The organism is Corynebacterium sp. HMSC074E01 (assembly GCF_001808885.1).
In the GTDB taxonomy this organism is placed as follows: domain Bacteria; phylum Actinomycetota; class Actinomycetes; order Mycobacteriales; family Mycobacteriaceae; genus Corynebacterium.
In genome coordinates this window covers 75198-88266 of the sequence record NZ_KV794805.1, presented here as the reverse complement: position 1 = coordinate 88266, position 13069 = coordinate 75198, and the positions used below count along the sequence as shown (strand labels likewise).

Below are 13069 nucleotides of genomic sequence, written 5' to 3'. Positions count from 1 at the left end.
TCACCAACAGCGCGTCCAGAGTGCATCCGGAAGGAAGCGGGACCCCGCCCGGCGGATGGCTCTGCCGAGCGGGATCGCGCCACTTAAGCGAAGCGCTGGAGGAAGAGCGCTTCGGCGATGGCGATCTTTTCAATTTCGCTCGGGTCGACCGACTCATTGGCGGAGTGAATGGTGCACTGCGGCTCCTCCACACCAAAGAGCGCGATCTCCGCGTTCGGGTGCTTCTCCTGCAACTCCACGGTCAGCGGAATGGATCCGCCCATGCCCTGGGTGATGGTCTCGGCCCCGAAAGCCTCGCCGAGGCACTCGCCGAGTAGAGCCACGGCGGGCTTTGCCGGATCGGTTTCGAAGCCCAGGTTGGCCTCCAGGATGGTGACCTCGATGTGTGCGCCCCACGGGACGTGCTTCTTCAGGTGCTCGGCCACGGCCTCCGCGGTGGTGCGGGGATCCATGGTGGCGGGGGTGCGCAGGTTGATGTTGGCCTCGGCGGTAGCGGGCACGGCGTTGACGGCCTCGGCCACCGGGGTGGAGGTAAAACCGGTGACGGTAATCGCCGGGCGGGCCCAAATCATATCCGCGATGGCGGTGGCACCGGCCGGATCCTTCGCGCCCATGACCTCGGTGCCCTCGAGCATCTGGGCATCCGAGCGGAAGTTCTCCTCGCGGTAGGCGGTGTCCTGGCCCTCGGCCAGCGGCCAGGAACCCGCACAATCGACGCCGTCGATAGTCGTGCGGCCGTACTCATCCGTCAGGGAATCCAGCGCGCGCATGAGCGCCTTGACGGCGTCGGGAGCCGCGCCGCCGAACTGGCCGGAGTGCACGGCAGAGTGGAGGGTGGAGACCTTGACGTTGATCTGGGAGCCGCCGCGCAGGGAGGTCGTCAGCGTCGGCACACCCACCTTGGCGTTGCCGGCATCGGCGATGAGGATGGCGTCGGCAGCAAAAAGCTCCGGGCGTTCCTCGATGAGCGCGGACAGGCCCTCGCCGCCGCGTTCCTCGGAACCCTCAATAAGCACGGTGAGGTTAAGGTCGGTTCCACCGTGGGCGTCGAGCGCGCGCAGGGCCGCCAGGTGCATAGCAACATTGCCCTTGCAGTCCGCGGCGCCGCGGCCGTACCAGCGGCCATCGCGCTCAGTCAGGGTGAAAGGATCGGAATCCCAGGCCTCCGGGTTGCCGGCGGGCACCACGTCATAGTGCGAGTAGAGCAGCACCGTCTTCGCGCCCTCCTTGCCGGGGCGCTTGGCGACGATCGCCGTGGAACCATCAGCGGTGGTGATGGCTTCGGGGGTGAAGCCGACGTCGACAAGCGCGGCGTGAACCCACTCCGCTGCCTTCGCGGTCTGGTCCTCTAGACCCGGCTCGTTGTGGACGGAATTGAAGGAAACGAGCTCCTTGAGCTGGTTGAAGATAGTTTCGCGGTCGTTGTTCACAAACTCAGAAATCTTGGTCATGCCCTCCAACCTACTCGTATCCCCGAATCGGTCTATCGACAAGTAGGGAGTAATATATTCCGGGTTCTAGTAACTATTCCTTAGAAAGGACCTGACATGGCGACGACGACCGCCGAAGGTTCCCAGTCCACGCTCCGCGAGCTCACGCTGCGCGGCATTATTATCGGTGGACTCATCACTCTGATCTTTACTGCCGCCAACGTGTATCTCGGCCTCAAAGTAGGCCTGACATTTGCCACGTCCATTCCTGCCGCCGTGATTTCCATGGCGGTGCTGCGCCGCTTTGCCGGGCACAACGTTAAAGAGAACAACATTGTGCAGACCATCGCGTCGGCAGCCGGTACCTTGTCCGCCATCATCTTCGTGCTCCCGGGCCTGGTGATGGTGGGCTATTGGCAGGGCTTTTCCTTCATTGATACCGCCGCAGTGTGCGCCATCGGTGGTGTGCTCGGCGTGATGTACTCCATCCCGCTGCGCCGTGCGCTGGTGACGGGCTCGGACCTGCCCTACCCGGAGGGCGTGGCCGCGGCCGAGGTCCTCAAGGTGGGCGATAGCTCCGGTGAGGACGGCGAGGCCGCCCATGAGGAAAACGCGAAGGGCCTGCGCGTCATCGTCTTCGGTGGCATCCTCTCCGCGCTCATGGCTTTGCTCGCGGCAATGAAGGCGGCTGCCTCTGAGGTGGCCACCTACTTCAAATTCGGCTCGGGCGCGACGACGCTGGGCACCTCCCTCTCGCTGGCGCTGGTCGGCGTGGGCCACCTCGTGGGTCTGGCCGTGGGTATCGCCATGCTCGTCGGCGTGGTTATTTCTTACCTCATCCTGCTGCCCATCCTGACCGGTGGTGAGGGCCTGGGTGATCCGGCTGCCATCATGGAGACCGTGGATACGGTCTTCTCCGATAGGATCCGCTTCATCGGCGTGGGCACCATGGCCATCGCGGCCGTATGGACGTTGGTTAAGATTGCGGGCCCGATTGCCAAAGGCATGGCTGAGTCCTTCGCCTCCTCCCGCAACCGTAAGGATGGCCAGCAAATGGCAGTGGAGGAGCGCGATATTCCAGCGCCCTATGTCATTGGCACCATCCTGGTCCTGATGGTTCCGATTGGCTTGCTGCTGTGGAACTTCGTGCGCGGTACCGATATTCATGACCACATGGGCGTGCTGATCATGGTCTCCGTACTCTTCACCTTGCTGGTGGGCCTCGTTATCGCGTCGGTGTGTGGCTACATGGCGGGCCTCATTGGCGCTTCTAACTCGCCGATCTCCTCGATTGGCATCATCGCGGTCATCGCCGCTGCGCTGCTGATTGCCGCCGTGACCCGCGGTACGGATGCGGAGCCGCTCTCGCTGGTGGCTTATACGCTGTTTACCGCGGCCATTGTCTTCGGCATCGCGACCATTTCCAATGACAACCTGCAGGACCTCAAGACTGGTCAGCTGGTTGGCGCGACACCGTGGAAGCAACAGGTAGCGCTCATCATTGGTGTCCTCTTCGGTTCCTTGGTGATCCCGCCGATTCTCCAGGTCATGCTCACCGGCTTTGGCTTCCAGGGCATGGAAGGCGCTGGCGAGGATGCACTGGCCGCACCGCAGGCTGCGCTGATGTCCTCGGTGGCCTCCGGTATTTTCGATAACTCCCTGCCGTGGGATCTCATTGGTCTGGGCGCGGCGATTGGTGCCGTCATCATCATCGTGGATGAGTGCCTGCGCCACTTCACCGACAAGTACTCCCTGTCCCCGCTGGCAGTGGGCATGGGCATGTACCTGCCGGCGGCGATCACCATTGTGGTGCCGATTGGTGCGTTCTTGGGCTACTTCTACAACCGTTGGGCGGCACGCCAGTCCAAGCCGGATTTTGTCAAGCGCATGGGTACGTTGCTGGCCACCGGCCTCATCGTGGGCGAGTCCCTCTTCGGTGTGGTCAACGCGGGCATTATCGCGGCATCGGCCGGCGACTCCCCGCTGGAGATCTTCGAGGGCGGCACGGGAGCCAAGTTCGTTGGCGTCATCCTCTTCGTTGGCGGTATCGCTGCGGCATATAAGTGGACGGCGAAGAAGGCTGCTTCTTAAGACAGCGTGATTGGTTCTTTTTAAAGGGCGGTTCGATCAAACGGGCGGTGTTTTTGCACCGCCCGTTCGCTTATAGCGTTCGTGTTGAACCTTGCAGTCGGTAGGTCTGAGTGCCAGAATGGTCGCTAGCACTTCCACATGGCAAGTGCCAGAAATAAACAGAGTCATCTATGTGGTTGGGGCTGGAGAACACTCGCCAGCCGTGCCGTCGCGGGCGTCCGTCATAGATCAGACGTGAGTGTCGTCCTCAACAAAGCTTAAGGAGCACAAACACATGGCAAAGATCATTGCCTTCGATGAAGAGGCACGTCGCGGCCTCGAGCGTGGCCTCAACACGCTTGCCGACGCCGTCAAGGTCACCCTCGGCCCCAAGGGCCGCAACGTCGTCCTGGAGAAGTCCTGGGGCGCCCCGACCATTACCAACGACGGTGTCTCCATCGCGCGCGAGATCGAGCTCGAGGACCCGTACGAGAAGATTGGCGCTGAGCTGGTCAAGGAAGTAGCCAAGAAGACTGATGACGTCGCCGGTGACGGCACCACCACCGCTACCGTTCTGGCACAGGCTCTCGTGCGTGAGGGCCTGCGCAACGTAGCCGCTGGTTCCAACCCGATGGGCATCAAGCGCGGCATTGAGGCCGCCACCAAGAAGGTTGTTGACTCTCTGCTCTCCTCCGCGAAGGAAGTAGAGACCCAGGAAGAGATCGCCACCACTGCAGGAATCTCCGCCGCTGACCCGGCAATCGGCGAGAAGATCGCCGAGGCTATGTACACCGTGGGCAACGGCTCCGTGAACAAGGATTCCGTTATCACCGTTGAGGAGTCCAACACCTTCGGCGTTGACCTTGAGGTCACCGAAGGTATGCGCTTCGACAAGGGCTACATCTCCGGTTACTTCGCTACCGATATGGAGCGCCAGGAGGCAGTCCTCGAGGATCCGTACATCCTGCTGGTCTCCTCCAAGATCTCCAACATCAAGGACCTCGTGCCGCTGCTGGAGAAGGTTATGCAGACCGGCAAGCCGCTGCTGATTATCGCTGAGGATGTTGAGGGCGAGGCCCTGTCCACCCTCGTGGTCAACAAGATCCGCGGCACCTTCAAGTCTGTTGCTGTGAAGGCTCCGGGCTTCGGTGACCGCCGCAAGGCCACCCTGCAGGACATGGCTATCCTCACCGGCGGCCAGGTTATCTCCGAGGAGGTCGGCCTCTCCCTGGAGACCGCCGAGATCGAGTACCTCGGCCAGGCGCGCAAGGTCGTTGTGACCAAGGATGAGACCACCATCGTTCAGGGTGCTGGCTCCCAGGAGCAGATCGACGGCCGCATCAAGCAGATCCGCGCCGAGATCGAGAACTCCGACTCCGACTACGACCGCGAGAAGCTGCAGGAGCGCCTGGCCAAGCTGGCCGGCGGCGTGGCAGTCCTCAAGGTTGGTGCCGCTACCGAGGTCGAGCTTAAGGAGCGCAAGCACCGCATCGAGGATGCCGTGCGCAACGCCAAGGCTGCTGTTGAGGAGGGCATCGTTGCCGGTGGTGGCGTGGCTCTGCTGCAGGCAGCTGAGGTTCTGGATTCCCTCTCCGACCTCACCGGTGACGAGGCAACCGGCGTCAAGATTGTCCGTGAGGCGCTGTCTGCTCCGCTGAAGCAGATTGCTCAGAACGCTGGCCTGGAGCCGGGCGTTGTCGCTGACAAGGTCGCCTCCCTGCCGGCTGGCCAGGGTCTCAACGCCGCTTCTGGCGAGTACGTGGATCTCATGGCTGCGGGTATTAACGACCCGGTTAAGGTCACCCGCTCCGCGCTGCAGAACGCTGCGTCCATCGCGGCTCTGTTCCTGACCACCGAGGCTGTTGTGGCTGATAAGCCGGAACCGGCCGGTGCAGGCGCTGGCATGCCGGACGCTGACGCAATGGGCGGCATGGGCTTCTAAGCCTCCTGAAGGCCCCGTACGTCGCCCTAGCGGCAGACGATGGAGCCGAACCATCAAGGAATTGAAGCGCCCCACAAATGGCGATAAACGCTGTTTGTGGGGCGCTTCGGCGTGTCTCGGCCACTTCGCTCTTCAGATGTGCTCTTTGAGAGCTTTTCGGTATCAATATGAGAGATTTGCACCTCACCATATAAATCACGGCGAGGAGTGTGGCTCCACTCCCTTTAGTAACAGGCGTCCCACCATTAACTTTAGACCCCCAGATGGGGGTGCCCCTTCAAGAATTATTTTCAGCAGAAACTGATGCGGTTGAAAGAGAATGGCTAAAGGCTATCGCTTGCTAGAGCGAAAAACGTTACGCAATGCCGTGAGTTTTTCGCAGCTTAATCCCTGCGCCTTTCATAAAACCCCAGTTAGAATACGTTTTTAAAGTGTGCGCCCCGTTAGCGGGGAAGGTGATGGAGCGCTCGAGTGTCGATTGCCGAGGTTTAGAGTTGGCGAAACTTGTGACTCAAATGAACTTGATTTGTTGTCATCTTGTGCCAAAATACTTCTTGTGACGCCCACTGAGGGTGTCTGCAAACTGCAAACCCCTCCGGGGCACTGAATCGCTTCGGACCTAAAATAGGAGTTCACTATGGATCTCTCCCTCATCCAGACTCACCTCGACAACTTTGTTCACACCTGGGAAGGCTGGGGTAAGATTGCCGCTAACCTGCCGACCGTTCTGAACAACGCTGTTGACATCTTCTTCGGTCTTCAGAGCGACGAGTACGAGGTTGGCGACGCTTTCTCCAACACCTCTTCCGCTCTGCTGAGCAGCAAGTAATAATCGGGTTTACGCCCATCCCCTACTAATTCATCATAGGAGAATCTATGTCTTCCGTTCTGTTTGATGCCTTCAACCTTTCTTCCGCAATTGCTCTCGACTTCTCCGGCATCGCCGCTATCATGCAGCCGCTGGTTCAGGTCGCTAAGGGTGCTTCCGAACTGATCGGCATGTTCGTTTAAGAACAACCTCAGCTCTGAGCTTTAAAGCTCACTGAAGCAAGAAGGCCTACCGTTTCGGTAGGCCTTCTTTTCGTTTTGATTGCTGTCTTGAGGGAAGGGGTAACTGCGAAGGTTTAGGGCACTTGTGGTGTTGGTTCGGGTTAAACTAAAAGTATGGCTGACATTAAAGACGACGAACTCCCCGAGATCGACCTTGCACAGACCGACGGCTACGTCGTCGATGACTCTGATGAAGATGATCCTTCGCTGATCATGCCGGATGGCTCGCCCGTCGAGACCTGGCGCGAGAACTACCCCTACGAAGAGCGCATGACGCGCGATGAGTACGAGTCCATCAAGCGCGCCCTGCAGATAGAGCTGCTGAAGTGGCAGAACTGGACCAAGGAAACCGGCCAGCGCCACATCATCCTTTTTGAAGGCCGCGATGCCGCGGGCAAGGGTGGCACCATTAAACGCTTCAACGAGCACCTCAACCCGCGTGGTGCACGCACCGTAGCGCTAGAGAAGCCATCCCCGCGCGAGTCCACCTCGTGGTACTTCCAGCGCTATATTCAACACTTCCCGTCCGGCGGTGAAATCGTCTTCTTTGACCGCTCCTGGTACAACCGCTCCGGTGTGGAGCGTGTCATGGGCTTCTGTACGGAGTCGCAGCACGCGGAATTCTTGCGTGAGGTGCCGATGCTGGAGAATATGCTTCTGGGCTCTGGTATTTCGCTTACCAAGCTGTGGTTCTCCGTGACCCGCAAGGAGCAGCGCACCCGCTTTGCTATTCGCCAGATCGACCCCGTCCGTCAGTGGAAGCTTTCGCCCATGGACTTGGCATCGCTAGATAAGTGGGATGATTACACCCGCGCCAAGGAGGAGCAGTTCCGCTACACGGATACTGAAGAGTCTCCGTGGATCACCATTAAGTCCAACGATAAGAAGCGCGCCCGCATTAACGCGATGCGCTACGTGCTCTCCAAGTTTGAGTACACGAACAAGGACCACGAGCTCGTTGATCAGGTAGATGACAAGATTGTCAAGCGTGGCCGCGACCAGATCGGTGACTAGTTGCCACGCACCGACCGCGCATTAGCGGCTCGTGCATACATAAAGAAAGAGGCGGCAGGGAATCCTGCCGCCTCTTTCTTTATGTAGCTAATGTTTCCACGGTTCAATCGGGTTGCCCTGCCACTCGGAGTTGCCAGGGACTTGGTCGCCGCGCATCACCAAGGAACCGGGGCCGACGGTTGCCACGCTGCCAATGACCGAGGCTGGCAGCGCCACCGAATGCGATCCCAAGGTGGCACCAGCCTTAATGGTCACGGTGTCCAGGCTCATCACGCGGTCCTGGAAGAGGTGCGTTTGCACCACGGTGCCCGGGCCGACGGATGCGCCGTCGCCCACGATGCAGAGATCGGTCTCCGGGAACCAGTAGGAGTCGATCCACGCACCGCGGCCAATCCTGACGCCCAGCGCGCGCAGGCCCAGGTTGATCTCACCCATGCCATAGGTGTGGCTAAAGAACCACGGCGCAGCAACCGCCTCAACGAAGGTATCTTGCAGCTCGTTGAGCCACACGAAGGCAGACCACAGCGGGTGGTCGCCGGCGGTCTGCGTGCCCACGCAGATCCACTTCGCGGCTACTGTGACCGTCATCGCGATAGCGCCCGCCACCATGAGGATGAGGCCGCCGAGGGCCCAGGCGGCGGCGATGCCGAGGGCGTCGGCAAGCGCGTAGAGCGATGCCAGGGTCCCCGCCAGCAGCATGGCCGAGGTCATCGGCGCCAACAGGCGCATGGTCTCAATCGCACCGCGTGCGGCCTTGACCCCAAAGCCCGGGGAGTAGGTGAGGGACTCGCCCTGCACACCCTCCACGTGGGCCTCGACGCGGCGCATGCGCTCCGGTGGGGAGCCCCACCAGTTGGCACCGGACTTAGTCTTCTTCGGCGTCGACGAGAGAACGGCAACCAGCGAGTTCTTCGACAGCTTGCGGCCCGGACCCGTGATGCCGGAGTTACCCACGAAGGAGCGCTTGCCCACCTTGGTCTCACCCGTGAGCATCCAACCGCCGCCGAGCTCGTAGCCGCCGATCATGGTGTCATCCGCCAGGAAGGCGCCGTCTTTGACCTCGGTGAGTTTGGGCACCATGACGGCCGTGGAAATCTCCACGTCCTTGCCAATCGTCGCACCCAGCGAACGCAGCCACGCCGGGGTGAGCTGCGAGGCATAGATGGGGAAGAGCTGAGTGCGAGCTTCATCCATGAGCCTCTCGATGGTCCACAAGCGCCAACCTTTGGCGGAGCGCACCGGTGCAACACCGGGCGTGATGCCAATGGAAAGCAAGCGCACGCCCAGCCAGGTTTGCAGCATATAGGTAGCAAATGCCACCAGGGCGCCGAGCGGCGCGAAGAAGATGGAGCCGACGAAGGCGGAGCCATCGGTCAGCGCGATGAGGCTAACGACGACAGCCGCGCCGACCGCCAGCGCCACAATGGGCTGCACGGCTAGCAGGACGGACGTGAAGTCATACACAGGAACCCATAGCGGACGGCGCTTCGGGGCATGGGACGGGAAGCGGTGCTTGGAGCGGCCCACCTTCTTTGCAGGGGAGCCGGACCAGCGCTGACCGTCCTTGACCTTCTTGCGCCCGGTCACGGTGGAGCCGGCCTCTACGTGGGCGTACTTGCCCACGACGGTGCCCGGCAGCAGCGTGGAGCGCGCACCCACGCGCGCGCCTTCCTTGACCTCAATGGCACCGACGCGGAGGATGTCGCCGTCCAGCCAGTAGCCGGTGAGGTCCACTTCCGGTTCGATAGCGGCGTGCTTGCCCAAGGTCAGCAGGCCGGTGACGGGTGGCAATGAGTGAAGGTCCACGCCGCGGCCAATCTTCACGCCCAAGGCGCGGGCATAGTTATTGACGCGGGTAGCGCCCGCCAGGGAGCTGGCGCCTATGGCATTAACCCAGCGCTCAGCGGCCCAAATGCGCAGGTGCGTGGAACCGCCGCGCGGGTACTCGCCAGGCGTGATGCCGGCGGTGATAAGCCGCGCGCCGTAACCACCCAGTGGGATGCGCCCAACCGGGGTGACGAAGACGACGAGCAGGATGGCCACCAGCCACCACGGGGTGGTCATGGCCCAGTCCACGCCCAGCAGGTTCGCCACGTTGGAGCCCAAGAGCAACCACGCCAGCCAGCTCGTGGCGGCCATGGCCATCACCGGGATCTGGATGAGCGTTTGCGCGATGCGCGTGCCGGCGCGCACGGGCGCTACCTCGCGGGCGGGGCCGGAGTCCTCGGCGGATTCGGCGTCGGCAAGCTGCTCCGCCAGGGAGCCCAGGCGCGGGTGGTCGTAGAGGTCACGCACGGCCACGGTGGGGAAGCGCTCACGGATGCGGCCGACCAGGGTCGCCGCGGCCAGGGAGGTGCCGCCGAGGGAGAAGAAGTCGGCGTTGACGTCCTCGACGGACACGCCCAGGGTGTCCACCCACAGCTCCGCCAACCACTGCTCGGTGGGGTTGAGGCCGTCTGCCTCCACGCCTACTCCTGGCAGCGGCCACGGCAGGGCCTTCTTATCCACCTTGCCGGAGGTGCGAATCGGCAGCTCATCCATGACGCAGATGCGGGGGACGAGCGCCGCCGGCATGGATTCCGCGAGACGGACGTGCGCCGCCTCGTGGTCGAATCCTGCATCCGGGTCATCCAGGGAGACGTAGCCGACGAGCACGGACTCGCCGCCCGGTGTCTTCTGCACGGCCACGGCGGAGTTGTACACGTTCGGCAGGGCGGCGACGTTAGCCTCCACCTCACCGAGCTCGATGCGGCGGCCGCCAATCTTGACCTGGTCATCGACGCGGCCCACAAAATACAGGCCATCCTCTTCCAAACGCACGTGGTCACCGGTGCGGTAGGCGCGCTCCCAGCCCAGGGACTCCAGCGGCGCGTACTTCTCTGCATCCTTCACCGGGTCCAGGTAGGCAGCCAGGCCCACACCACCGATGACGAGTTCGCCTACCTCACCGATGTTCACGGGGACGCCGTGCTTGTCGACGACCACCAGATCCCAGCCCTTCAGCGGCAGCCCAATCGACACGGGCTTGCCGGGCAGCATGCGCTGCGCGCAGGCCACGACGGTGGCCTCGGTGGGACCGTAGGTATTCCACATCTCGCGGTCCTCGGTGGCCAGGCGGTCCGTGAGCTCCTGGGAGCAGGCCTCGCCGCCAACGATGAGAAGGCGGATGTTGTCTAGGGCCTCGGCGGGCCAGAGGCCGGCCAAGGTCGGCACAGTGGAGACCACCGTGATGTCGCGGCGAATCAGCCAGGGACCCAAGTCCATCCCGGAGCGCACCAGGGAGCGAGGGGCCGGGACCAAACAGGCACCGTGACCCCAGGCCAGCCACATTTCCTCGCAGGAGGCGTCGAAGGCCACGGACAGGCCGGCCAGGACGCGGTCGTCCGGGCCGAGCGGGCCATGCGGGTTATCTGCCAGGAAGAGGGCTGCCTCGGCGTCGACGAAGGCGGCCGCGGAGCGGTGGCTGACGGCCACGCCCTTGGGCTTGCCCGTCGATCCGGAGGTAAAAATGATCCACGCGGTGTCTTCGGGGCGCGGCTCCTGGAAAAGTGCGCCGTCTCTACCGTCCCTTTCGTCGAACGTGGGGCGCGCCGCCCCACCTTCCCGCAGCATGCGGAAACCTTCGTCGGTGAAGACACCGTCGATATCGGCCTCACCGAAGACCATTTCGGCGCGCTCATCGGGGTCGTCGGCGTCGACGGGCACGTAGGCCGCGCCGGCGGCGAGCGTGGACAGGATGGCCAGGTAGAGCTCGCGCTTGCCGGAGGTCATTCGGATGCCGATGCGGTCGCCGCGGCGCACTCCACTGGCGTAGAGTTCGGTGGCCCATGCGGAGACGTCGGCAAGCAGCTCGGCGTAGGTGAGGATTTCACCGTCGTCGAGCGCGGCGGCTTCGGGGTAGTGCTCGGCGGTGGTTTGAACGATATCCCAGAGGGTGCGCGCGGGGGCGGCCTCGGAGCCTAGCAGGTAGTGTTCGGGGACCTCGGGCATCGTCGGGGTCTCGGGCTCGTCTGTGCGGAGGGCGTGGCGGCCCCCAGTACTAGGAAGGTTATCGGGTTCCGACATTTAAGCATCACTGCTTTCTGTATCACCGGGTGCGTCAGCCGCGATGATGGCGGTGGCCAGCTTGCGCAGGTGCTTGAGCTGCTTGTTGGTGGACGCGTCGAGGGCTTCGTCCTCAGCCTTCGCTACCAAAACGGTGAGCTCCTTGTGCGCCTTCACGCCTTTCTTGGTGGAGGCAATGATTTGGCGGCGGCGGTCTTTGGCATCCCGCTCGCGCTTAACCCAGTGGCGGGACTCCAGGGAATCGAGCAGGCGCACCATGTCGGAGGCGTCAATGGCCAAGGTTTCCGATAGTGCGGACTGCGAGGACGCGGCCTCCGCAACGAGGCAGGTGAGAACCCAGTACTCGCGCAGGGTGGTCTTCTGCGTTTGCAGCGCGGCCTCGACGCCCTCGCGGGTGCGGCGGCGGAGGCGCTCCAGCTGGAAGGAGGGGGACTCCAGGAGCGCGGTAGGGATGGAAACAGAATTCAATGAAGGCATGCCGATGATTCTAACGCGCCTACGGTGGCATGCCTAAATCATGGGTTGTGGCCCATTAGTTTTAGGTTGAGGCTAGCTTCTGCACAATGAGTGTGTTGAGAGAAACGCCTTCCCGTTCTGCTTCGATGGTCAGGTCTCGGTGAAGTGACTGAGGTATGCGGAGGTTGAACTTCCCCGAGTAGCTTCGTTGTCCGAATGGTTCTGGGATGTGTTCATTGTTGCGTTGCATATCTTCTAGGGTTTCTTCGACGACGCTGCGCAACTCGGCCTCTGCGGTGGCCGCAGTAGTATCCAGCCATGACAGGGAAGGGAACTCTAGGACTGTGGCCACGAACTCGCCATCTTCTTCGGACCAAGCGGTTTGGTAGGTGTACTTGTCTGCGAGGTTCATGATCTGCTCCTAGGGAAGGCGGTCGATTGCGGCTAAAACTTGGCGAATCTGAAAGGGCTTCGCTTTCCCGTTGCGGCCCTCTTGGATATTGACTCGGGGGTCTCCCTGCCACGGGGTTTTATAAACGATGTGCGAAGTTCCACGCCGCTTCTTTCCGGCGCTTTCTTGGCGTTCGAAGTAGAAGTCGCACACAAGTTGCAGCTCTGAGAAGCGGACGTTTGTCCGTGAGGTCCGCATCTTTGTGAGGATCTTTTCTATCTTGGAAACCACACTTGCATGGTACCGCAAATGGTACCACTAGTGGTTTGGGTAAACCATAGGGCAGCCTTGGGTCTTCCACGCATCCGTGCCACCGTCGACGTTGATGACATCCCAGCCTTTCGCGTGCTCGAGGTACTGGCAGACCTGCATGCTGCGCCCGCCTGCATGACAGATGACGTAGATATCGCGGTCCGGGTCAATCTCGTCGAGGCGCTCGACCAGGTCTCCCATCGGGATATGGGTGGCGCCTTGGGCATACTCGGTGTTCCACTCGTGGTCCTCGCGGACGTCGATAAGCTGGGCGTTCTCAGGTACTTCCTGGGGCGTTACGTTTCTCATGCCCCATACCCTAGTCACGCATAGGGCCTA

10 protein-coding genes are annotated in these 13069 nt (G+C 62.0%); 5 read left to right on the top strand and 5 right to left on the bottom strand.

The window, feature by feature from the left end; translation table 11 throughout:
- Window positions 1-83: 83 nt before the first annotated feature.
- Entirely contained in the window at window positions 84-1451 is a 1368-nt protein-coding gene (locus HMPREF2537_RS00465) for a dipeptidase (RefSeq protein WP_070524666.1), read from the bottom strand.
- 96 nt (window positions 1452-1547) lie between these two features.
- On the opposite strand from HMPREF2537_RS00465, the gene HMPREF2537_RS00460 reads away from it, so the two are divergent.
- From HMPREF2537_RS00460 to ppk2, 5 genes are all read left to right on the top strand, one after another.
- Window positions 1548-3521, top strand: coding sequence for an OPT family oligopeptide transporter (locus HMPREF2537_RS00460; RefSeq protein ID WP_070524664.1), 1974 nt, complete (start codon window positions 1548-1550; stop codon window positions 3519-3521).
- Window positions 3522-3795: 274 nt separating this feature from the next.
- Window positions 3796-5442: a chaperonin GroEL gene (groL, locus tag HMPREF2537_RS00455; protein WP_070445838.1), complete on the top strand. Its 1647-nt coding sequence runs from the start codon at window positions 3796-3798 to the stop codon at window positions 5440-5442.
- Between the two features lie 637 nt (window positions 5443-6079).
- Window positions 6080-6271, top strand: a complete 192-nt coding sequence (locus tag HMPREF2537_RS00450; RefSeq protein WP_070524663.1) for a hypothetical protein — start codon at window positions 6080-6082, stop codon at window positions 6269-6271.
- A gap of 47 nt (window positions 6272-6318) precedes the next feature.
- A complete protein-coding gene (locus tag HMPREF2537_RS13095; protein WP_256375150.1) occupies window positions 6319-6453 on the top strand; it encodes a hypothetical protein in 135 nt (44 codons plus the stop codon).
- A gap of 153 nt (window positions 6454-6606) precedes the next feature.
- A complete protein-coding gene (gene ppk2, locus HMPREF2537_RS00445; RefSeq protein WP_010188788.1) occupies window positions 6607-7506 on the top strand; it encodes a polyphosphate kinase 2 in 900 nt (299 codons plus the stop codon).
- A gap of 87 nt (window positions 7507-7593) precedes the next feature.
- Here ppk2 and HMPREF2537_RS00440 read toward each other — a convergent pair whose 3' ends face one another.
- The 4 genes from HMPREF2537_RS00440 to HMPREF2537_RS00420 form a co-directional block, all read right to left on the bottom strand.
- The gene (locus HMPREF2537_RS00440; RefSeq protein WP_070524661.1) at window positions 7594-11571 is read right to left on the bottom strand and encodes a Pls/PosA family non-ribosomal peptide synthetase; all 3978 of its coding nucleotides are present in this window, start codon (window positions 11569-11571) and stop codon (window positions 7594-7596) included.
- A complete protein-coding gene (locus HMPREF2537_RS00435) occupies window positions 11572-12048 on the bottom strand; it encodes a MarR family winged helix-turn-helix transcriptional regulator (protein ID WP_070524659.1) in 477 nt (158 codons plus the stop codon).
- 61 nt (window positions 12049-12109) lie between these two features.
- Entirely contained in the window at window positions 12110-12439 is a 330-nt protein-coding gene (locus HMPREF2537_RS00430) for a type II toxin-antitoxin system HicB family antitoxin (RefSeq protein WP_070524656.1), read from the bottom strand.
- A gap of 297 nt (window positions 12440-12736) precedes the next feature.
- Window positions 12737-13039, bottom strand: a complete 303-nt coding sequence (locus HMPREF2537_RS00420; RefSeq protein ID WP_070524647.1) for a rhodanese-like domain-containing protein — start codon at window positions 13037-13039, stop codon at window positions 12737-12739.
- Window positions 13040-13069 lie beyond the last annotated feature (30 nt).